This is a genomic window from Variovorax sp. GW821-FHT09D05 (assembly GCF_059416325.1).
The window spans coordinates 86,432-108,780 of the sequence record NZ_JBWKOZ010000003.1 but is presented as its reverse complement, the minus strand read 5'-3'; the positions used below and the strand labels follow the sequence as shown (position 1 = coordinate 108,780).

Genomic DNA, 22,349 nt, shown 5'->3' with positions numbered 1-22,349 from the left:
TTTCACATTCAGTTTTGCATTCAAAATGCTTTTTTGTTTGATGGTTTACCCTTATTCACTTGGGTTGTGAGCCTTCTTTTTTGCATTCAAAATGCAATCAAGAGGCAAAGCCATGACAACCGACATCATCGAAATCTCCAGACTCTCCCTGCACGACCAGGTGGCCGCGCGCCTGCGCACCATGCTGGTCGAAGGGCTCATCGCACCTGGCGCCAAGCTCAACGAGCGCGAGCTGTGCCTGCAATTGCGCGTGTCGCGCACGCCGCTGCGCGAGGCCATCAAGCTGCTCGCGGCCGAAGGGCTGGTCGACCTGCTGCCCAACCGAGGCGCGGTGGCGGTGAAGCTCACCGAGGCCGACGTGCTCGACACCTTCGAGGTGCTGGCGATGCTCGAAGGCATGTCGGGCGAGCTGGCCGCCAAGCGCATCACCGACGAAGAGCTGGCCGAAGTGCGCGCGCTGCACTACGAAATGCTGGCCTGCTTCTCGCGGCGCGATCTCTCGGGCTACTACCGCCTGAATGCACGCATCCACACCGCCATCAACGAGGCGGCCGCGAACCCGGTGCTGTCGAACACCTACCGCTCCATCAACGCCCGCGTGCAGTCGCTGCGCTTTCGCACCAACCAGAACGAGACGAAGTGGAAGCACGCCGTCGAAGAGCACGAACAGATGATCGATGCGCTGGCCAAACGCGACTCAGCGGCCATGCGCAAGGTGCTCGTGGCGCACGTGCTGCGCAAGCGCGACACCGTGCTGGAGCTGCTGCGCGCCGGCGAAATCTATCCCTCGGCCAAGTCGAGCTGAGCTTCTGACCTGCCAAAAGAAAAACGACCCACCATGCGCATCGATCCCGCCAGCCACATGCAGCCAGCCGGAACCGTTCTTCCGCCCAACGACACCTGCGAACTGCTCGCGCGCCGCCTGCGCTCCGACACGCAGGGCGAAGTGCTGTTCGACGACGGTTCGCGCGGGCGCTACGCCACCGACGCGTCGATCTACCAGATCACGCCCGTCGGCGCCTTCGTGCCGACGAACGAGGGCGACATTGCCGCCGCCATCGACATCGCCCGCGACCTGAAGGTGCCGGTGCTCGCGCGCGGAGGCGGCACCAGCCAGTGCGGGCAGACGACCGGCGCGGCGCTGGTGATCGACAACAGCAAGCACTTTCGCCGCGTGCTCGAAGTGAACGTGGAAGAGGGCACGGCCACGGTCGAGCCCGGCCTCGTGCTCGACCACCTGAACGCACAGCTCAAGCCGCACGGCCTGTGGTATCCAGTGGATGTGTCGACCAGTGCGCAGGCCACGCTGGGCGGCATGGCGGGCAACAACTCCTGCGGCTCGCGCTCCATCGCCTACGGCAACATGGTGCACAACGTGCTGGGTGCGAGTGCATGGTTGTCGAGTGGCGAACTGGTGGAGTTCGGAACGGTCGGCACGATGGGCGTGCGCGCGGCCGGCATCGCGCAGTTCTTGCGCGGGCTGGCACGCCAGCACCGCGAGCAGATCGCCGAGCACTGGCCCAAGGTGATGCGTCGCGTGGCGGGCTACAACCTCGACATCTTCGACAACCAGAGCGAGCGGCCCTACACGGCAGACGGCAGCGTGAACCTCGCGCACCTGCTGATCGGCTCCGAAGGCACGCTGGCCTACACGAAGAGCCTGAAGCTCAAGCTCGCGCCGCTGCCGCGCGCCAAGGTGCTGGGCATCGTCAACTTCCCGACCTTCCACGCGGCGATGGACGCGGCGCAGCACATCGTGAAGCTGGGGCCGACGGCGGTGGAGCTGGTCGACCGCACGATGATCGAGCTGAGCCTTGCCAACCCGGCCTTCAAGCCGACGGTCGAGACTGCGTTGATCGGCAAGCCGGCGGCCATCCTGCTGGTGGAGTTTTCCGGTTCGGACAAGGCCGCGTTGCTGCCGCAGCTCAAGCAGCTCGTCGAGCTGATGGGCGACCTCGGCCTGCCCGGCAGCGTGGTCGAGATGCCCGATGACGCGCGGCAGAAGAACCTGTGGGAAGTGCGCAAGGCCGGCCTCAACATCATGATGAGCCTCAAGGGCGACGGCAAACCCGTGAGCTTCATCGAAGACTGCGCCGTGCCGCTCGAACACCTGGCCGAATACACCGACGCGCTGACCGAGGTGTTCGCCCGGCATGGCAGCCGAGGCACCTGGTACGCGCACGCATCGGTCGGCACGCTGCACGTGCGGCCGATTCTCGACATGCGCGCGGACGGCGCCGCCAAGATGCGCTCCATTGCCGAAGAGGCGAGCGCGCTGGTGCGCAAGTACAAGGGTGCGTTCAGCGGCGAGCACGGCGACGGCCTGTGCCGCGGCGAGTGGATCGAATGGCAGTTCGGCCCGGCCATCAACGAGGCGTTTCGCGCCATCAAGCGCAAGCTCGACCCGATCAGCCTGTTCAACCCCGGCAAGATCATCGACCCACCGCGCATGGACGATGGCGCGCTGTTCCGTTTCGCGCCGCCGACCGCGCCCAAGCCCTACCGCCGCATCGAACTGAAGCCCGTGCTCGATTGGTCGGGCTGGAACGTCAACGCCGACCCGGTGACCGAGGTGACGACCGCGCCCGGCACCGGCGGCGACAGCACCGGCGGCCTCGCCAAGGCCGTGGAGATGTGCAACAACAACGGCCACTGCAGAAAGTTCGACGCCGGCACCATGTGCCCCAGCTACCGCGTGACGCGTGACGAGCAGCACCTGACACGCGGCCGCGCCAATACGCTGCGACTGGCGCTGTCAGGGCAGCTCGGCCCCGATGCCTTCACCAGCGAGGCCATGCACGACACCATGGACCTGTGCGTCGGCTGCAAGGGCTGCAAGCGCGATTGCCCCACGGGCGTGGACATGGCGAAGATGAAGGTCGAGTTTCTCGATCACTACAAGAAGCGCCACGGCCACACGCTGAAAGACAGGCTGGTAGCAAACCTGCCCGACTACGCGCACAAGGCCAGTCGCATGCCGTGGCTGCTGAACCTGCGCAACAGCGTGCCCGGCGCCGCATGGCTGGGAGAAAAGCTGCTGGGCTTCTCGGCCAAGCGCTCGCTGCCCGAATGGCGCAGCGACACCTTCTGGCGCGGCAAGGCCAACGAACCCGGCCTGTTCGTCGAGCGCGACGTGGCGCTGTGGATTGCGCGGCGCGGCGGCAAGGCGGCGGTGCTGTTCGTCGATACCTTCAACGGCACCTTCGAGAGCGAGAACGCCTTTGCGGCAGCGCGCGTGCTGCAGGCTGCGGGCTATGTGCTGCACACGGTCGAGAAGCGCGGAGGGCACCATTGCTGCGGACGCACCTTCCTGGCGAGCGGCATGGTCGCGCAGGCCAAGGAAAAGGCCGAGGCGCTGATCGATGCGCTCGTGCCGCTGGCGCGCGCCGGCGTGCCCATCGTCGGGCTGGAGCCATCGTGCCTGCTCACGCTGCGCGACGAAACGCTGGTGATGGGTTTCGGCGAAAAGGCCGAGATGGTGGCGAAGCACGCGTTGCTGTTCGAGGAGTTCATTGCGCGCGAAATCAAGCTGGGCCGCTTCGAGCTGGCGCTGAAGCCGGCCGAGGCGCCTATCCTGCTGCACGGACACTGCCACCAGAAAGCCTTCGGCGCGGTGAGCCCGGTGATGGAGGTGCTGAAGCTCATTCCAGGCGCGCAGCCCGAACTCATCGAAAGCTCGTGCTGCGGCATGGCCGGCAGCTTCGGCTACGAGGCCAGCCATTTCGAGGTGTCGATGAAGATGGCCGAGGCCAGCCTGCTGCCGGCCATCCGCGCGAAGCCCGGCGCCATCGTGGTGGCCGACGGCACCAGCTGCCGCCATCAGATCGAGGACGGCGCGCAGCGCGAAGCGGTGCATGTGGCGGTGCTGCTGGAGCGGCATCTGCTGCACGCCGACCCGATGCCTGACGCGGGTTGACCGGGCTGGTGCGGGCAGGGCGGCGGCGCCTGCCGCAAAATGGCCAGTCGCCCGCTCCCATGTCGACAACGCTCACTTCCTCTGCCGCCCCTGCGCAGCCCACGCTGCGTCTTGCATTTGCGCTGTCGATGGGCGCGGCGGTTTCGCTCGGTATCACCCGCTTCGCGTACGCATTGCTGCTACCGCCCATGCGCGCGGACCTTGGCTGGAGCTATGCGCTGGCCGGCGGCATGAACACGGCGAATGCGGTCGGCTACCTGGTCGGTGCGCTGATCACGCCGATGCTGATGCGGCGCTTCGGCACGACGCGGCTGCTGGTGGTCGGCGCGGTGTTGGCGAGCGTGTTCATGGCGGGCAGCGGTTTCGTGACCGACGCGCCGGCCTTGCTGCTTCAGCGCCTGCTGGCCGGGGTGGCCAGCGCATGGGTGTTCGTGGCGGGCGGGTTGCTTGCAGCGCGGCTTGGCGAGGCGGGGTCTTCGCGCGGTGGGTTGTTGCTCGGCATCTACTACGGCGGCACTGGTTTCGGCATCCTGCTGTCGGCGCTGCTCGTGCCGCAGGTGCTGCGGGCGGCATCGGGCGTGCCGCACGGATGGGCCTGGGCGTGGTGGGCGCTGGCGTTGGCGAGTGCAGCGGCCACCTGCCTGCTGGCCTGGGCTTGCCGCGCGATGCCTGACGGGCCAGCGCCAACGGCAGCCGCCGCTTCGACGGACACGGCGCCACCGGTCGCGCTGCATCGCTTCGGCTGGGCGCTCGCGGGCTATGCCTTGTTCGGCATGGGCTACATCGGCTACATGACTTTCGTGATCGCGCTGCTGCGCGAGCAGGGGGCGAGCGCTTCTTTCGTCACGCTGTTCTATTCCTTGCTGGGCATTGCCTGCGTGGCGTCGTCGCGGCTGTGGGCCGGGCTGCTCGACCGCTACCGCGGCGGGCAGCCGCAGGCACTGCTGAACGGGCTGCTCGGCGTGGCGACGCTGCTGCCGGTGCTGAGTGCGTCGGCGTCGGTGGCGCTGGTTTCGGGTGTGCTGTTCGGTGGGGTGTTCCTGTCGGTGGTGGCTTCGACCACTGCGCTGGTGCGCCACAACCTGCCGCCGTCGCGCTGGGCGCAGGGCATCAGCATGTTCACCATCATTTTTGCGCTGGGGCAGATCGTCGGGCCGACTGTCACTGGATGGATTTCCGACGGCCCTGGTGGGCTGGCGCGGGGCCTGGTGGCTTCGGCAATGGCCCTTTGGCTCGGCGCTGTGCTTGCGTCGCGCCAGCATTCGCTGTCACAGGAGACGCCATGACGGGCTTTGCCTTGTTCGAAACTTCCATTGGCATGTGCGCCCTGGCATGGGGACCGCGCGGATTGGTCGGCGTGCAACTGCCCGCCGACAACGGCGAGGCAGCCACGCGTGCGCGCATGAAGCAACGCTTTCCAGACCTGAGCGAAAGCCCGCCGAGCGATGCAGCGCAACGCGCCATCACCGCCATCCAGGGCCTGCTGCAAGGCGTGCACGACGACCTGAGCCACATCGAGCTCGACATGCGTGGCGTGTCGGAATTTCACCAGCGCATCTACGCGATCGCGCGCCGCATTCCGCCGGGGCAGACGCGCACCTACGGCGAGATCGCCGAAGAGCTGGGCGACAAGGGCCTGTCGCGCGCCGTGGGTCAGGCCATGGGCCACAACCCGTTCGCGCCCGTAGTGCCTTGCCACCGCGTGCTGGCCGCGGGCAACAAGCCCGGCGGCTTCTCGGCCGGCGGCGGGGCGTTGACCAAGCTGCGCATGCTCGACATCGAGGACGCGCGGCCCAACGGAATGGCGTCGCTTTTCTAGTACGTACGGCATCCCTCGAATGGGGGATGTAGAAGCGTCGGCAAACACGCACAGTTGCAACCCTCACGGGACGAGGGAGGCGCGGCGTGCAACTCTGGCTTGAGCAAATCGAGAAGGCGCGGGAGCGAAGCGAAGGCATCGACCTGCGATCTCTTGCCGACTATGCGAGAGACAAGACCCCGCGCGAACTGAGCACGCCGAAGCAGCTCGATGACCGCAGGAGCTTCTTGCGTGAAAGCCTTGGCGACGATGAGAAGTCTGCCGTCGCGTATGAGCGAATCATCTCCGGCAGCGAGATACAGGACGTCAACTACCTGGCTCGTGGCGCGCGAGCCGCAAAGGCGGTCAGTCGCATCCTGATCAGGGACACGGCAGGGCGGCTTGTCGCCTATGGCACCGGATTCCTGATAGCGCCGAACGTGCTCATCACGAACAACCACGTTCTGCCATCCATCGAGTCCTGTCGCCGCTCGGAAGCCCAGTTCGAATTCGAACTCGACATCGACGGCGCCGTACTCAACCCCACTACCTACAGCCTTCAGGCGCAGGAACTCTTCTTCACTTCGAAAGACCTCGACTTCACCGTCGTGGCCGTCGCCTCCAGTTCGACAGTGGGAGATGGCCAGCTCGAACACTATGGGTTTCTTCCGCTCGTAGGTGCCACCGGCAAGGCATCGGACGGTGAGTGGCTCACCATCATCCAGCACCCCAACGGCGACCGCAAACAGGTGTGCGTGCGGGAGAACAAGCTTCTCAAGCGCACGGACGACGTGCTCTGGTATTCGACCGACACGCTCGGGGGATCTTCAGGCTCCCCGGTTTTCAGCAACGACTGGTATGTCGTGGCGCTCCACCACAGCGGCGTACCGGATGAAAGAGATGGCCGTACGCAAACCATCTCAGGCCGCGACTACGACCCCGCAAAAGACGGCGAGCAGGACATCAAGTGGATTGCCAACGAGGGCATCCGCGTTTCCCGCATCGTCGAGACGCTTCATGCAGCCCTTCCCGCGCATCCGTTGCTCCAGCCGGTCTTCGGCGCCACGCCGGAAAACTCGCGGCTGATGCTTCCTTCCGTCGACCTGCTGCAGTCAACGGCGACCCATGCTGCCGGGAGCTTGCCGCTTCCCGGTCCGCTCATTCAACAAACCCCAACCCGGAAGACGACCATGAACGACATGCAATCTGGTGGAAGAAGGACCCTCACGGTGACGCTCGGCATCGAATCGGATGGAAGCGTCTCCGTCCTCCGATCCGGTCCCGCTGCCCGCGAGTCGCAAAGCGTTTTCGAAGAAGCCGCACGTGCCAAGGCGAAGAAACCAGCCCCCGCCATCGACGTGCCCTTCAATGCGAAGTACGACGATCGCAAAGGCTTCGAAGCCGGGTTCCTCGCGCCGGGCAAGCCCGAGATGTCGGTGCATCTGCCGCTGCTTGGCAAGGCTCTTGCGAAGGAGACGGTAGAACTGGTGGACGGCCCCCCGGGCGAGAACGTGCTGAACTATCACGGCTACAGCCTCGTGATGCACAAGGCAAGGCGGCTGGCTCTCTACTCGGCAGCCAACGTCGACTTCAGCGGCCGGTTCGAACTGGCCCGGCCGGCGGATGTGTGGAGGCAGGACCCGCGGATTCCCGCAAGCGCACAGCTGACCAACTTCTACTACGAGAACAACCAGTTCGACCGTGGCCATCTGACGCGCCGCGAGGACATGGAATACGGAGCCACCCGCCTGGCTGCGCTCACCACTGCGGCAGATACCTGCCACTGGAGCAACTGCACGCCCCAGCATTCCAAGTTCAATCAGAACAAGGAGCTCTGGCAGGGCATCGAACGCCACATCTTCGAGGACGCGATCAAGCTCGACAAGTTCAGGGCCCAGGTCATCACAGGCCCCATCCTCGAAGAAAGCGACCCGGTCTGGGACAAGTACCCGAAGATCCAGTATCCGGTTCGCTTCTGGAAAGTCGTCGCGGCGATCACGGCAAGCGGCAAGCTGTTTGCCACGGCCTACATCCTCGATCAGTCCGGTGTGATCGAGGAATTTGGCATCGAGGCTGCACGCGAGATTCCTTTCGATGCCTACAAGACCTTCCAGGTCCAGATCAATGAAGTCGAGCGACTCACCGGGCTCAGTTTCACGGGCGGTCCGGTCAGGAGGGTGTTCTCGCTTTCCACTGTCGATCCGCTGGCCAAGAAGCCTGTAAGGAGGCCTACCAGAGTTCGTGCGCAGGAGTCCGCTCTGGTTGACGTACCGGATGGCTGGCTGCCGCTCGATTCTCTGGAGTCGATGGTGCTTCCCGACCTGGAGTAAACGAAGCTCAGGTGGCCGGCACAGGCAACCGGTGCAGCCCCGCGATGCGCGACGCGAAGATGATCGCCGCCTGCAGAACGAACCCGGCAAGCGCCAGCAGCAGGCACGCCGGCTCGCCCCAGGCCGCACCAACCAGGCCGCCGAGCGCCGCGCCGATGGGCCGCGCTCCCGCATTGATCGTGAGGAACACGGCCGACACCCGGCCCAGCATGGTCGAAGCCGTCACGCTCTGGCGTAGCGTGGTCGAGGTGATGACCCAGACCATCGGCCCCGCGCCGAACAGGAAGAACGAGAGCGCGGCCAGCGCGGCGGTCGGCACCAGGAGCGTGGCTGCCATCGTCGCTGCTGCAACAACCGCGACCGCGGGGCCGACCTGGATCGCGCGGCCGAAGGGCAGGCGCGCCACAACGCGCGGCGTGAGCAGCGCGCCAACGACCATGCCCGCGCCGTACATCGCCAGCGTGAAGCCGACCGCCTGCGCGCCGAGGCCGAGCACCCGCACTGCATAGGGCACATACCCGGCCTGCAGCACGAACCATGAGATGTTGAACACCGCGCCGGTCATCAGCATCGGGCGCAGCATGTCGTGCTGCCAGACAAAGCGCGCGCCGTCGCGCACTTCGAGCAGCGGATGCCGTCCGGAGGCGGGTGCGCGCGGTGCTTCGGTCAATCGCAGCAGCAGGCCCACGGCCGCCACCGACAGCACTGCTGCCAGCACGAACGCAGCAGGAGCACCGGCCCACGCCACCAGTGCACCCGCAAGCGCGGGGCCGGCGGTGAACGCGGCACTGCGCGCCAGTTCGAGCCGCCCGTTGGCCAATGCCAGTGCCTCGCGCGGCACGAGCGCCGGCACCAGCGCGGGCGCCGCGACGCTGAAGCCCACGGTGCCGACGGCACCCAGGAAACCGAGTACCGCCAGCCAGCCGATGCTGAGCTTCGACGCGAACACCATCGCCAGCAGCACCAGCAGCGAGACCGCTCGCAGCCCCTCGGCCCAAACCATCAACTGTCGCCGCGACATGCGGTCCGCGAGCAGGCCCATGGGCATCGAGACCAGCAGGAAGGGCAGCGTCTGCACCGCCGCGAGAAAACCGATTTCGCCCGGCCCTGCGCCGAGTGCCAGCACGGCGACCAGCGGCACGGCCGCAAGGCTCAGTTGCTCGGCGGACTGCGCGGCGAGGTTGGACCACGCGAGGTTCAGGAAGGAGCGGGGGAGCGGTGTTGTGAGTGTTGTATCGGTCATGCCCTCATCGTGCGGTCGGAGGGCTCATGTCGCTGGCCGTTTCCGGACGCGCGAGCATCAGCGCCGCGGCTTCGGCTTCGATGCAGGCGAAGGCGCGACGACCTCCATCACGAAATCGATGAACGCACGTACCTTCGCGGCCGGCAGGTGGCGCGACGGATAGAGCGCATAGAGCGGAAGCCGCTCATCGGGCCAATCAGGAAACAGATCGACCAACTCGCCGCCGTCGAGCTGCGGCTGAATGCCCACGGCCTTGATCTGCGCCACACAGATGCCGGCGAGCACCGTCTCCAGCACGGTGCCCGGGTCGGTGAGCAGCAGTCGTCCGGTGGCCGGCACCTTCACGAGCTTGCGTCCGCGCTGGAACTCCCACGTATAGGGCTGCCCCGTGGCCGGGTTGCGTACCTGCAGGCAGGCATGGCCGACGAGGTCTGCTGGCTTGGCAGGGTGGCCGTGCCGCGCCAGGTAGGCCGGCGTGGCCACGGTGACCACGCGCGAGTCCATCAGCTTGCGGGCCACCAGCGACGACGACGGCGGCTCGCCGAAGCGCACGGCGATGTCGAAGCCCTCGGCCACCAGGTCGCCGAGCTGGTCGCGGGCGATCAGCTCCAGCGTGAGCTCGGGGTACAGCGCAAGAAAGCGCGGCAGGTGCCGCGCCAGCAGCAGGCGAGAGGTGAATGCGTCGGTGTTGACGCGCAGGCGCCCGCGCACCGCGCCGGATGCGCCCGAAGCGATCGTCACTGCGTCCTCGATGCCGAGCACCAGCGGATTGATGTTGGCGTAGAGCAGCCGGCCCTCGTCGGTGAGGTTCAGCGAGCGGGTCGTGCGGTCGAACAGCCGCACGCCGATGCGGCCCTCGAGCCGGGCAATGGCGCGGCTCACACCGGAGGGCGTGAGGCCGAGTGCGTTGGCGGCGCTGGCGAAGCTGCCGCCTTCGACCACGGCGGCCAGCACACTGACGTTGGAGAGAAGGCGTCCGTCGAGAGTCATTTTCTTATTCGTGATCTGTTGTCACGAATGATATGCCTTGAGGTCGCTTTACTCAAAGATGAAGCGTTTCTACGATTCGCTCCATCGCAATCAAGTGAAGAAAGAAAGTCTCATGTACGCAATTACCGGAATCACGGGCCAGGTCGGCGGCGCCGTCGCGCGCGCTTTGCTGGCCCAGGGCAAGCCCGTTCGCGCGGTCGTCCGCGACGAAGCCAAGGGCCGTGTCTGGGCGGAGCTCGGCTGCGAGGTCGCCATCGCAGCGATGGACGATGCCGCGGCATTGGCGCGGGCCTTCGCGGGTACGGCCGGCGTCTTCGTGCTGCCGCCGCCGAACTTCGACCCCGAGCCGGGTTTTCCAGAGGCCAGGGCCGAGAACGCCGCGGTGCGCCAGGCACTCGACACCGCCCGGCCGCCGCGCGTGGTGTGCCTGTCGACCGTCGGCGCACAGGCCGCGCAGCCCAATCTGCTGAGTCAGCGCACGTTGATGGAAGAAGCGCTTCGCACGCTGCCGTTTCCGGTCACGTTCCTGCGGCCGGCGTGGTTCCTTGAGAACCTGCGCTGGGACATTGCTCAGGCCCGCGAGCAGGGTGTGCTGTCGAGCTACCTGCAGCCGCTGGAGCGGGCCGTGCCGATGGTGGCCACGGCCGATGTGGGCAGCGCTGCCGCTGAACTCCTTGTACAAGAAGGCGAGGCGCCGCGCATCGTCGAACTCGAAGGCCCCGAGCGGCTGACGCAGCACGCGATTGCAGCTGCGCTCTCGCAGGTATTGGGCCGCCCGGTGCACGCGGAGGTGGTGCCGCGTGAGACCTGGGGCGCGATCTTCCGCGCGCAGGGCATGCGCGACCCGGTGCCGCGCATCCAGATGCTCGACGGCTTCAACGAAGGATGGATTCGCTTCGAGGGAAGCGATGCGAGCGTGCGCAGAGGCAAGGTGGGCGTGTCGGAGGTGATCCGCTCGCTCGTCGGCTGATTAGGCGCCTTCGGCCTGCATTTCCTCGAACCACTCGGCCACGTACGCCGCCTCCGGTGCGGCGTCGGGCGCCAGGCCGTAGTAATAACGCTCCAGCGTCATGCGCAGCGCAGGCAGCGGCGATTGCAGGCGGCCCGAGGCCAGGTCGTGCGACACCAGCGAGGTCGGCGCCAGCGCAACGCCCAGTCCGTCGACCGCGGCCTGGAGTACGAAGTGCAGGTGGTCGAACTGCAGCCGGCCCGCCGGACGGGTGCGCGGGGCGCCGACCTGCTTCTTCCAGGCGTCCCAGTCGTCCTTGCGCGTCTTGGCCGACAGCAGCACGTGCGAGGCGAGGGCGCGCAGGTCGGGCAACGGATGCGTCTCGAACAACGCGGGCGCGCCGACCACCAGCACCTCGTCTTCGAGAAAGGGCTGCACTTCGATCGAAGGCGGCCAGCCGTCTAGCCCGCGGCGCACCGCGATGTCGAAGCTGTCGATGGCCTGCTCAGGCATGACGGTACTGGTGACAACCTGCGGCTCGATGTCGGGATAGCGCTCGACGAAGGAAGGCAGGCGCGGAATGAGCCAGCGCACCGCGAAAGAAGGGCGCACGTTGATCCGCACCGCCCGGGCGGGCCCCTGCAATTGCAGCGAGCGCGCCGCCGCGCCGATCTGCGCAAGCGCCGGCTCCACCTCCGCGAAGAACTGCTGCCCCTCGGCAGTCAGCGCGACCTGGCGGATGCGCCGTTCGAACAGCTCGACGCCAAGGAACTCTTCCAGGCTCTTGATCTGCCGGCTGACCGCGCTGTGCGTGACATGCAGTTCGAGCGCTGCGCGAGTGAAGCTGAGGTGGCGCGCCGCAGCGGCAAAGGCTCGCACGGCGTTGAGGGGAGGCTCTCGAAGCGGCATGCGTGCGATTTTCTCACGCATGGCGGGCGTTAATGTCGTTTGTCGGGGTGGCATGTGGCGGCGCACCATCAGGGCTCGATGTCACGCATACCCCTCGCTTCCAACCCCACCCCCACTGACCTGAATTCCCGCCACGCGGCGATGGCGCTCGGTCTTTCGCTGCCGGCCGACGTCGTGCTCTACCTGCTGCTGCCGATGTATGCCAGCGAGTTCGGCGTGACGCTGGCCGAGGCCGGCATGCTGCTCGCGGCCAACCGGCTGGTGCGCATTGCCGGCTATGGATTCGTTGCACGCTTCTACGCCCGCAACGGCGACCGGCTGACCTGCACCATCGCCGTCCTGGCAGCGGCAGTGTGCGGACTCGGCTACGCCACGCTCTCGGGCTTCTGGGCGCTGCTGCCGCTGCGGCTGATGTGGGGCCTGTGCTTCGCGGCGCTGAACCTGTCGACACAGGCGCTGGCCACGGTCGACCCGGTGGGTGCGGCTCGGCGCAACGGGCGCTCGCGGGCCTTCATCGCGGTGGGGCCGGTGCTGGCGCTGCCGCTGGGTGCGCTGCTGGCGCACTGGAGCGGACCGCGCACGATCTTCGGCATCCTCGCGGTGTTTTCGCTGCTTGCGTGGTTCGTTACTCGGCGGCTGCCGGCGGCGCCGCACCCCGTGGCCAAGCCGAAGCGGCGCTTCAGCCGGCCCAACAGCCTGGACAGCTGGTCGTTCATGGAAGGGCTGACGCTCGACGGGCTCTTCATCGTCGGCCTCTCGTACCTCGGCAAGGACCTGCTGCCGGGTGGCGCGGTGATCGTGGCCGGCGTGCTGATGGCGCTGCGCTACCTGGCGGAGATTTTGCTGAGCCCGGTCGGCGGCCACATGGCCGAGCGCTTCGGCGCTGAGCGTTTGCTGGTGGGCCTGTCGCTCGTCACGGCCATTGCGCTCGTGGGCTTCGGCCTTGGCTGGCTGTGGAGCTGCGCGGCGCTGATCGTGGTGCTGCGCGCCTTGCAACTGCCCTTGCTGCCGCCCATCGTGGCCCGGCGCACGCCCGGTCCGGAGCGCGTGCAGGCGCTGGCCGCGCGCTCGGTGTGGCGCGACATCGGCGCCGGCACCGGGCCGCTGATCGCGGGCCTGCTGCTGCCGGTTGCGTCGCCGCCTTGGATCTACGGCGTGGCTGCAGCGCTTCTTGCGCTGGCGGCGCTGGCCTGCGGCTGGAGCGCGTCATCGCCCGCAGCCGATGCTGCGCGCACGGCCGGCTGAACCGTCACACTCTTTACTCAGGAATCATCGCCATGACCACGACACCGCACGCCATCGACACCGTGACGAAGCTCGAAGCCCTGTTCGGCGAAGCCGGCGAGGCCTCGCTCAAGAAAGAGGTTCCGTATCTGCACCCGGCCTACCAGGCGCTGATTGCCGCGTCGCCCTTTGCCGTGCTCGCCACCACCGGCCCCGGCGGCCTCGACGCCTCGCCGCGCGGCGATCCGCCGGGCTTTGTCGTTGTGCAGGACGAGAAGACGCTGCTCATGCCCGAGCGCCGCGGCAACAACCGCATCGACAGCCTGCGCAACATCGTGGCCGACCCGCGCGTGGCGCTGCTGTTCCTCATTCCCGGGGTGGGCGAGACGCTGAGGGTGAACGGCAGGGCGCACATCACGGTCGAGCCAGCGCTGCTCGAACGCCTCGCAATGGACGGCAAGCCGCCGCAATGCGTGATCCGGATCACCGTCGACACGGTGTTCTTCCAGTGCGCCCGGGCGATCCAGCGCTCGAAGCTGTGGGCGCCGGTGCCGGCGGATGCGAAGCGCGAGGTGCCGACGCCGGGGGCGATTCTTTCGGCGCTGACCGCGTCGGAGTTCGATGGGGAGACGTATGACCGGGAGCTGCCGGCGCGGCAGCGGGCGACGCTGTATTGACTTGAAAGCCCGTTTCAGTCGCCCATGAAAAAAGCCCGCATCAGCGGGCTTTTTCGAGCGGGTTGCACCGGGGGAATCAACGCACCCAGTGGCAAACACGGTGGTGATGACGCGCGTCCCACTTGCACACCTTGTGCTTCTTGGGGTGGTACGGCGCGGCCGAGGCGATGCTCGGTGCCAGCATGGCAAGGCCGGCGAACGCGAGGATGCTGGAGAGGATGAGCTGCTTGGTCTTCATGGGGTTCTTTCTAAGCAAAGACATCGATCAAAGGAATGCGTCGTTCAACGGGCGCCCTTGCAGAACGCCCTGGCGCCACATTTAGATGACATTTGGTAGCGGTTGTGGCGTGAAAAATTGCACGGGGAGCAGGGCCGGGGGCGTTGGGGCTAACCCGAATCAGGCCCGCTCAGGCGCCGCCTGCTCGGTGCGCGAGTCGTGCCCGATGATCAGCACAAGCCCGAACGCCACCGCCGACAGCAGCGCCAGGAAGATCACGGCGTAGATGTCGTTGCCCATCCGGTCCTTCAGCGCGCCGAAGATCGTCGGGCCGATGTAGCCGCCCAGGTTGCCGATGGAGTTGATCCACGCAATGCCCGCCGCGGCCGCGGTGCCGCTCAGGATGGCGGTGGGCAGCGTCCAGAAGGTGGGCAGCGCGCTGAAGATGCCGAAGGCGGCCAGCGTCACGGCGGCCATCTTCGGGATGGGCGCGCTGGTCTGGGCGGCCAGCACCAGGCCAACGAAGATGCAGGCCAGCGGAATCAGCAGGAACCACTTGCGCTCCTTGCGCGCGTCCGACGCTCGCGTCCAGAACAGCATCGCGATGGCGCCCACCAGGTAAGGAAAGGCGTTGATGAAGCCGATCTCCACGTTGCTCAGCCCGCCGAAGCCCTTGATGATCTGCGGCAGGAAGAAGCTCAGGCCGTACAGCGGCACGGTGATGCCCATATAGACAAAGCCCAGCCCGATCACGCGCGGGTTCAGCAGCGATTGCTTCCACGAGATCTTGTTGATCGACTCGCGGTTGCGGCGCTCCGAGTCGAGCGTCTGCTCCAGCCAACTGCGCTCTTCGGTGGTGAGCCACTTGGCATCCTTCGGGCCGTCGGGCAGGTACATCAGCACGAAGAAGGTAAGGATCAGCGAGGGAATCGCCTCGAGGATGAACAGCCACTGCCAGCCGTGCATGCCGCCAACGCCGTCCATGTTGAGGATGTAGCCCGAGATCGGCGAGCCGATGACGGTCGAGATCGGAATGGCGAACATGAACCAGCCCACGATGCGCGCGCGGTACGCCGCCGGAAACCACAGCGTGATGTAGAAGATCACGCCCGGGAAGAATCCGGCCTCGGCAATGCCCAAGAGGAACCGCACTATGTTGAAGCTGGTCGAGCCGCCCACCCAGGCCTGGGCCGCCGAGAGGATGCCCCAGCTGAACATGATGCGGGCGATCCAGCGGCGCGCACCGAAGCGCTCCAGCGCCATGTTGCTCGGCACCTCGAACAGGAAGTAGGCAAGAAAGAAGATGCCGGCGGCGCTGCCGAACACGGCGGCGGTGAAGCCCAGGTCCTTGGACATGGCCGCGCCGGCAAAGCCGAGGTTCACGCGGTCGAGGTAGGCGATGAAGTAGCTGACCATGAGCAGCGGCAGGAGCCGCCAGCTGATCTTGGAGATGGTTCTTTGTTCGACGGGGTTCACGGTTGGTTGTCTCCGGTGTTGGATGGTTTTATGGAGCTTGTCGGGAAGGGGGAGGGGCGGCGGTGCCGCCGGGTGTCATGACTGCTGTTGTTGCCGTTGTTGTGCCCTCATGATCTGGTGCCGTTGCCAGTAGTGCCCGACAGCGGCCTTGAAGTTTTCTTTCTGCTTGCCAAGGCCCGCGAGCTTCACCTTGGTGGTGCGCGCGCCCAGCATGCCCTTGTCGTGGTGGGTGACGATGAGGGTGTCGCCGAAGCTGCTGTCCTTGTAGGTCAGGCCCTTGACTTCGTCCCACCCGATCGTCGAGCCTCCATCGGCACCGGGGTGCAAGCCGGCGTAAGTGATGTCGATGCGCTCGCCGTTCTTCAGCGCGAAGCTCACCGGCGGAAAGTGCCGCAGCACCACTGCGCGCTCTTCCTCGGTGGCAGGCTCGTAGCGGTAGGCCAGGCTCAGCTCGTGGTTCTGCACGAAGCGCTGCTCGTACTCGCTCCACAGGCGCTGTTCGATGGCGGGGGCGGTTTCGATGTCGTCGGCCCATGAGGCCTCAGGTGCGGTCGCGACGATGGCGCCGTAGGCGCTCTCGGGCACGTGATGGCCGACGTTGCGCATGCGCTCCAGCAGCGGCGGATGACTGTCATAGGGATGCGGCACGTCGGCCGTTTTCATCGCCTCGATGAACACGTCTGAGCTTGCATAGGGCGGCAGGCCATCCGCGACGAAGCGGGCGATGCCCAGCGCGCCGTCATGCTCGCGGTTCTGCGCGAACAGCTTGCGCTCGACGTCGTTGCGGTAGCTCGCGTAGGCCGAGATCTTGATGAGCGATTGCACGATGGCGTGCGGCGCAGTCAGGCCGGCGGCCACGCGGTCGGCCTTGTATTCGCGCTCGCGGCTGTCGCGCGCCAGGGCGAACGAGAAGATCATGCGGTACAGCCGTAGCAGGTAGTGCGCAACGATGGTGAGGCCGCCACTGCGCATCTTCCATGTGTACTGGTCGAACTGCAGCAGCTTGGGGCCGAGCGCCGCGCTGCTGCGGGTGTCGCCGCCGCCCAGGTGGGCCAGTTCGTGCGCGAGCACTGCATCAGCTTCGGTCTGGTCGAGCACGCGCAGCAGCGGAAGGCTGACGAACAGCGTGCGGCCTTGAAAGGTGCGGCCCTTGACCTCGCACGGTGCTTCGGTCACGAAGAAGTTGGTGTCGATGCCGGCCACGATCTGGTCTGGCGGCGTGGTCTTGACGCGGCCAGCCAATTGCCGGATGCGCTCCCACAGGCGCGGCGCGTCGGCCTGCGAGATCAGCTCGCCCTCGATCTCGTTGCCCCAGGGCAGCTTCTTGAACAGCGTGTAGATCGCATAGAACACCGCGGCCCCGGCCGCGATGCCCGCCAGCGCGATCAGCTTGACGTAGTAGCTCTGCCAGAAGTACGCCGTGAGCCAGAACGACAGCCACACCAGCATCGCGCTTTGCAGCACGACCTCGACCGCGCTCGACACCGTCATGAGCCGCCAGCCGGCGACGAAGCTGGCATAGCGCAGGCCGCGGTTGGCAAAGGCCAGCGCGCCCAGCACCAGTGCCGCCGCGAGCAGAGCGGCGCCGAGCACGATGGTCCAGATGGCGGCGCGGTCGGCCCAGTGGAACTGCCACTGCATGGAGTAGGGGCTGCACACCTTGTCGTGGAAGTTCCTGTCTTCCGGCGCAGTGGCGTCGCAGGCCTTGGAGAGCGGATGGCTGCGGTAGAACTCGGTGGCCTCGGTCTTGTCCGCGGCCGACAGGCGGGCGTCGCCGGCGATGCGCTTTTCCATGGCCTGCAGGAATTCCGCATCCTGCGAACGCAGTGCGTATTCGGTGAAGACCAGTGTCGCCGCCGGAATGGCGAACAGCGACACGAGCGTGAGAAGAAACACGCGCAAGAGGTCGGCATGGATCGTGCGTGCGAGGGCCATGGGTGCTGCTCCTGGATAGCGATTGCTGTGAGTTGTTGTAGACGGTCCGGGAAGGCGATAGGGTAGCGGGCGCGGCGCGTGCAGTGAAGCCCGGTGCAACGTCAAGCAGCGCCGCGCACCGACCTGCTGCCGAATAAGGTTATCCCTTTTGCATCGTTCCGAGGCCCGGGGTGCAGGTATAGCCTTCGTGCTCATTCATGACTGTCACCTCCGTCACTCCATCTCCGTCGTCGTCTGGTTCAGGGCCATCGCCCGTTGCATGGATCGCCGGTGTCGGCGCCAGCGCGGGCCTGGGCGCGGCACTCGCACGGCGTTTCGCGGCCGAAGGTTTCATCGTTGCGCTGACCGGCCGCACGCAGGCCCAGCTCGACGCGGTGGCCGGCGAAATCGTTGCGGCCGGCGGTCGGGCTCATGCCTTTGCGGGCGACGTGGCGAGCGAGGCCGAGATGCACGGTATTGCGCAGAAGGCGAGGGCGCTGGGCCCGCTCACCGTGGCCATCTTCAATGCCGCGAGCGGGGTGCGCGCGCCAACGCTGGAGCTGTCGGTCGACCAGTTCACGCAGGCCTGGCGCACCAGCGCGCTGGGCGGCTTCATCTTCGGGCACGAGGCGCTGCGCGGCCTGCTGGCCAATTCCTTCGAGGCAGCTGGGGCGCACGCACGCGGCACCTTGCTGTTCACCGGCGCCACCGCGGCGCTGCGCGGCAAGCCGCCGTTCGCGGCCTTCGCTGCGGCCAAGGCTGCGTTGCGTTCTCTGAGCCAGAGCCTGGCGCGCGAATTCGGCCCGCAGGGCATTCATGTGGCGCATGTGGTGATCGATGGCGGCATCGACGGCGAGCGCCTGCGCAACAACGCGCCGCAGCGCGTGGAACAAGCCGGCGACGACGGCCTGTTGCAGCTCGAAGCCATCGCCGAAAGTTACTGGCAGCTGCATGTGCAGCACCGCAGCGCATGGACGCAGGAACTCGACCTGCGGCCGTTCAAGGAACCGTTTTGAGGAGTCACGCCACATGAGCGTCGGATCGAATGGACAGATGCTTGCCGCCACGCTGCCCTCGGTGGAGGCAGAACTCAACTACCTGAAGGCGGGCCAGGGCCGGCCCGTGAGCTACACCTTCGAGCCACCGCCCGGCACGCCGTGGGTAACCGGCGAACTGGAGCCGCGCCGCGTGACGATCCGCGATGGCCGCCCGCTGGTGGCGCTGAACGAACTGACGCTCGACCGCAGTGGCTTCACGCAGATTTCGCATCGCAGCGTGCTCGCCGATTTTTCGCAGGACGCCACGATCCGCGACATCTACTACCGTGAAGCCGAAGCCCTGCTGCGCGACGTCACGGGCGCCGAGAAGATCGTGGTGTTCGACCACACGCTGCGCGACAGCGCGCAGGGCTCGCGCCGCACGGCCGAGCTGCGCGAGCCGGTGCGCCGCGTGCACAACGACCAGACTTTCGTCTCCGCGCCGCGCCGGGTGCACGCCCACCTGCCGCCCGAAGAAGCCGAGGAACGCTTGAAGCACCGCTTCGCGATCATCAACCTGTGGCGCCCGCTGGCCACCGTGGAGCGCCTGCCGCTCGCACTGTGCGATGCGCGTTCCATCTCGCCCAAGGACCTCGTGCCCAGCGACCTGGTCTACCCCGACAAGGTGGGCGAGACCTATTCGTTCACCTGGAACCCGGAGCACCGCTGGTACTGGTTCCCGCGGATGCGGCCCGACGAGGCCCTGCTGCTGAAGATCTACGACTCGCGCGAAGACGGTGTGGCGCGCTACACCGCGCATACCGCGTTCGAAGACCCGACAGGTTCGCGCGAGGCGCCGCCACGGCGCAGCATCGAACTGCGCGCGCTGGTGTTCTGGCCCGCCGGCAAATAAGTTGAAACTGTTCTTCCGAACAAAGTTCTACAACTTCTCGCCCGCGCGATTCTTTGCCCTGAATTAGCACCAGCCGGGCGCTGACCCCACGCCTGCACCGATCACCGCCCTTGGCGACAATCGGTTCAATGCGTTCTTCCCCCTTCTTCAAGATGGCCCTGCTGCTGGGCCTGCTTTCGGCCATCGGGCCTTTCGCCATCGACATGTACCTGCCGGCGCTGCCGGCCATCGGACGGAGCCTGCACGCCGACATTGGCGCGGTGCAGATGAGCCTCACGGCGTTCTTCCTGTCGCTCGGTGCGGGTCAGCTGCTGTACGGGCCGATTTCCGACATGGTGGGCCGCAAGCCGCCGCTGTATGCGGGACTGCTGCTGTTCGCGCTCGCCAGCGTGGGCTGCGCGATGGCTACCGACATCCAGACGCTGATCGTGCTGCGCTTCGTCCAGGGCCTGGGCGCAGCGGCCGGCATGGCGATTCCGCGCGCCGTGGTGCGCGACCTGCACACCGGCACCGATGCCGCGCGGCTGATGTCGCTGCTGATGCTGGTGTTCAGCGTGTCGCCGATCCTTGCGCCGCTTGCGGGCAGTGCGGTAATCGCGGTTGCCGGATGGCGCGGCGTGTTCTGGGCCGTGACCATCGCGGCCGTGGCGGGCCTGGCGATGATGGTCAGGCTGCTCGATGAAACGCGTCCGGCCTCGGAGCGCGTCGAAAGCAGCCTCGGCAGCGCGCTGTCGGCCTACTGGCTGCTGCTGCGCGACAAGCATTACCTCGGGCTGGTGTTCATCGGCAGCTTCGCAATGGCGGGCTTTTTCACCTACCTGGCGAATTCGTCGTTCGTGATGATCGACCACTATGGCCTGTCGCCCGCGCTCTACAGCGTGGCCTTCGGCGTGAACGCGGCGGCCTTCATCGCGGCCTCGCAGTTCACCGGCTCGCTGGGCGAACGCTACGGGCTGGTCAACCTCGTCAAGTTCGGCGTGGTGTGCTGCGGCGTGGCAATGGTCGCGATGTTCGTCTACTTCGCGATGGGCGGCGACAACATCTGGGTGCTCATCGTCCTGTACTTCATCGCCTCGGGCTTCATGGGCCTGGTGATTCCGACCACCGGCGTGCTGGCGCTCGAAATGCACGGCGCCATCGCGGGTACGGCCTCGGCGCTGCTGGGCACGCTGCAGATGCTGACGGGCGCACTGGCAATGGCGGTGGTGGGTCTCTTCACCGACGGCCGGCCGCTGCCAATGGTGGCCGGCATGGCCGGCGGCGCACTCATTGCGCTGGTGCTGACCTGGTTCACGCTGGGCGGCGTGCGTTCCGAGCCCACTGAAAAGACAGGAAGGGCGCAGCAAGCCTGATGAATACGGTACACGCTGGCGCCGGGCTCCCGGTGACCGAAGACAACAACACAGTCCACAAGCCCATTGACGGGCTGGCCCAGCCGGAGCGCGGCTGGGCGATGCTGGTCATCATCCTCGGGCTGATCGTGGCGGTGCTCGACGGCACCATCGTCAACCTGGCGCTGCCGGGCATCGCCCGTGAGCTGCAGGCCAGCCCGTCGCAGGCGATCTGGGTGGTCAATGCGTACCAGATCGCCACGCTGGTGATGCTGCTGCCGCTGGCTTCGCTGGGCGATCTCGTGGGCTACCGGCGCGTGTACCTGGTCGGGATGGCGGTGTTCACGCTGTCGTCGCTGGCCGCCACCTTTGCGAATTCGCTCGGCACGCTGATCGCGGCGCGCGCCTTCCAGGGGCTGGGCGCGGCCGGCATCATGAGCGTGAACGCGGCGCTGGTGCGGCTGACGTATCCGTCGGCTCAGCTGGGCAAGGGCATGGCCATCAACTCGCTGGTGGTGGCCACATCGTCGGTGGCCGGGCCTTCGGTGGCGGCGGCCATTTTGTCGGTGGCATCGTGGCCCTGGCTCTTCGCCATCAACGTGCCGCTGGGCCTTGTCACCTTCGCGCTGGGCATGAAGGCGCTGCCGTTCAATCGCGTGGCACCGGCGGCCGGACTGCGCTTCTCGCCGATCGACGTGGCGCTCAACGTGCTGATGTTCTCGCTGGTGTTCCTGGGCGTCGACCGGCTCGGCGTGCGCGAAGGAGCGGTGCAGGGCGCCACTGGTTCACACGCTTCGGCGTGGGGCATCCTGCTGGCGGGCTTGGTCGTCGGCTTCATCTACCTGCAGCGCCAGCGCAAGCAGGCGGTGCCGTTGTTCCCCATCGACCTGCTGCGCATTCCGGTGTTCGCACTGTCGATGGGTACTTCGGTCGCCGCGTTCTGCGCGCAGATGCTGGCCTATATCGCGCTGCCTTTCCTGCTGCTGGACGTGTACGGCCGCAGCCACATCGAGGCCGGGTTGCTGATCACGGCGTGGCCGCTGGCCATCGTGGTGATGGCGCCCATCGCAGGAAAGCTGATCGGCCGCTACCCCGACGGCCTGCTGGGCGGCATCGGGCTGGGCCTGCTGGCTACGGGCCTGGCGCTGCTGGCGGCGCTGCCGGCAAATCCGGGCAATGCCGACATCGCGTGGCGCATGGCGCTGTGCGGGTTGGGTTTCGGGCTGTTCCAGTCACCCAACAACCACACTATCGTGACTTCGCCGCCGGCGCACCGCAGCGGTGCGGCCAGCGGCATGCTCGGCACGGCGCGGCTGACCGGCCAGACGCTGGGCGCAGTGGTGCTGGCCGGCGTTTTCAGTGTCTGGAGCCCGCACGGAGGCCACGGCCCCGTGGTGGCGCTGGTGCTGGCGGCCAGCTGTGCCGCGGTGGCAGCGGTTTTCAGCACGCTGCGCCTGAAGACGACAAGTCCTGGCGGCTGAATGA

At 66.8% G+C, this 22,349-nt stretch carries 18 protein-coding genes; 12 read left to right on the top strand and 6 right to left on the bottom strand.

Annotated elements, in window-relative coordinates:
• Positions 1-112 precede the first annotated feature (112 nt).
• The 5 genes from AC07O3_RS08420 (at position 113) to AC07O3_RS08400 (ending at position 8,044) form a co-directional block, all read left to right on the top strand.
• A complete protein-coding gene (locus AC07O3_RS08420) occupies positions 113-805 on the top strand; it encodes a GntR family transcriptional regulator (protein ID WP_495339077.1) in 693 nt (230 codons plus the stop codon).
• 33 nt (positions 806-838) lie between these two features.
• Entirely contained in the window at positions 839-3,916 is a 3,078-nt protein-coding gene (locus AC07O3_RS08415) for an FAD-binding and (Fe-S)-binding domain-containing protein (protein ID WP_495339076.1), read from the top strand.
• Positions 3,917-3,975: 59 nt separating this feature from the next.
• Positions 3,976-5,202, top strand: a complete 1,227-nt coding sequence (locus AC07O3_RS08410; RefSeq protein ID WP_495339075.1) for a YbfB/YjiJ family MFS transporter — start codon at positions 3,976-3,978, stop codon at positions 5,200-5,202.
• The gene (locus AC07O3_RS08405) at positions 5,199-5,735 is read left to right on the top strand and encodes a methylated-DNA--[protein]-cysteine S-methyltransferase (protein ID WP_495339074.1); all 537 of its coding nucleotides are present in this window, start codon (positions 5,199-5,201) and stop codon (positions 5,733-5,735) included. The genes AC07O3_RS08410 and AC07O3_RS08405 overlap by 4 nt, the downstream gene beginning before the upstream one ends.
• Positions 5,736-5,821: 86 nt before the next feature.
• Complete coding sequence (locus tag AC07O3_RS08400; RefSeq protein WP_495339073.1) at positions 5,822-8,044, top strand: DNA/RNA non-specific endonuclease; 2,223 nt, start codon at positions 5,822-5,824, stop codon at positions 8,042-8,044.
• A 7-nt stretch (positions 8,045-8,051) separates the two neighbouring features.
• On the opposite strand, the gene AC07O3_RS08395 is transcribed toward AC07O3_RS08400, so the two are convergent.
• Entirely contained in the window at positions 8,052-9,287 is a 1,236-nt protein-coding gene (locus AC07O3_RS08395) for an MFS transporter (RefSeq protein ID WP_495339072.1), read from the bottom strand.
• 57 nt (positions 9,288-9,344) lie between these two features.
• The gene (locus AC07O3_RS08390; protein WP_495339071.1) at positions 9,345-10,277 is read right to left on the bottom strand and encodes a LysR family transcriptional regulator; all 933 of its coding nucleotides are present in this window, start codon (positions 10,275-10,277) and stop codon (positions 9,345-9,347) included.
• A 112-nt stretch (positions 10,278-10,389) separates the two neighbouring features.
• On the opposite strand from AC07O3_RS08390, the gene AC07O3_RS08385 reads away from it, so the two are divergent.
• Entirely contained in the window at positions 10,390-11,247 is an 858-nt protein-coding gene (locus tag AC07O3_RS08385) for an NmrA family NAD(P)-binding protein (RefSeq protein WP_097200813.1), read from the top strand.
• Here the strand turns inward: AC07O3_RS08385 and AC07O3_RS08380 are convergent, their stop codons facing one another.
• On the bottom strand, positions 11,248-12,135 hold the full coding sequence (locus AC07O3_RS08380; RefSeq protein ID WP_495339330.1) for a LysR substrate-binding domain-containing protein: 888 nt from the start codon (positions 12,133-12,135) through the stop codon (positions 11,248-11,250).
• Between the two features lie 78 nt (positions 12,136-12,213).
• Here AC07O3_RS08380 and AC07O3_RS08375 point away from each other — a divergent pair, with 78 nt between their 5' ends.
• Together AC07O3_RS08375 and AC07O3_RS08370 are read left to right on the top strand one after the other, a co-directional pair.
• The gene (locus AC07O3_RS08375) at positions 12,214-13,380 is read left to right on the top strand and encodes an MFS transporter (protein WP_307615061.1); all 1,167 of its coding nucleotides are present in this window, start codon (positions 12,214-12,216) and stop codon (positions 13,378-13,380) included.
• Between the two features lie 32 nt (positions 13,381-13,412).
• Complete coding sequence (locus tag AC07O3_RS08370; protein ID WP_307615060.1) at positions 13,413-14,036, top strand: pyridoxamine 5'-phosphate oxidase family protein; 624 nt, start codon at positions 13,413-13,415, stop codon at positions 14,034-14,036.
• A gap of 76 nt (positions 14,037-14,112) precedes the next feature.
• On the opposite strand, the gene AC07O3_RS08365 is transcribed toward AC07O3_RS08370, so the two are convergent.
• The 3 genes from AC07O3_RS08365 to AC07O3_RS08355 form a co-directional block, all read right to left on the bottom strand.
• Positions 14,113-14,274 (bottom strand): HHHH-motif protein, encoded by a 162-nt coding sequence (locus AC07O3_RS08365; RefSeq protein WP_165403270.1) that lies wholly within the window; start codon positions 14,272-14,274, stop codon positions 14,113-14,115.
• Positions 14,275-14,433: 159 nt separating this feature from the next.
• Entirely contained in the window at positions 14,434-15,729 is a 1,296-nt protein-coding gene (locus AC07O3_RS08360) for an MFS transporter (RefSeq protein WP_495339070.1), read from the bottom strand.
• A gap of 75 nt (positions 15,730-15,804) precedes the next feature.
• On the bottom strand, positions 15,805-17,664 hold the full coding sequence (locus AC07O3_RS08355; protein WP_495339069.1) for a M48 family metallopeptidase: 1,860 nt from the start codon (positions 17,662-17,664) through the stop codon (positions 15,805-15,807).
• Positions 17,665-17,861: 197 nt separating this feature from the next.
• Here AC07O3_RS08355 and AC07O3_RS08350 point away from each other — a divergent pair, with 197 nt between their 5' ends.
• The 4 genes from AC07O3_RS08350 (at position 17,862) to AC07O3_RS08335 (ending at position 22,345) form a co-directional block, all read left to right on the top strand.
• Entirely contained in the window at positions 17,862-18,659 is a 798-nt protein-coding gene (locus AC07O3_RS08350) for an SDR family NAD(P)-dependent oxidoreductase (protein ID WP_307614288.1), read from the top strand.
• 13 nt (positions 18,660-18,672) lie between these two features.
• Entirely contained in the window at positions 18,673-19,533 is an 861-nt protein-coding gene (locus AC07O3_RS08345; RefSeq protein WP_093173436.1) for a CmcJ/NvfI family oxidoreductase, read from the top strand.
• A gap of 128 nt (positions 19,534-19,661) precedes the next feature.
• On the top strand, positions 19,662-20,885 hold the full coding sequence (locus tag AC07O3_RS08340) for a multidrug effflux MFS transporter (protein ID WP_495339068.1): 1,224 nt from the start codon (positions 19,662-19,664) through the stop codon (positions 20,883-20,885).
• Entirely contained in the window at positions 20,885-22,345 is a 1,461-nt protein-coding gene (locus tag AC07O3_RS08335; protein WP_176928833.1) for an MFS transporter, read from the top strand. The genes AC07O3_RS08340 and AC07O3_RS08335 overlap by 1 nt, the downstream gene beginning before the upstream one ends.
• The last annotated feature ends 4 nt before the right edge of the window (positions 22,346-22,349 follow it).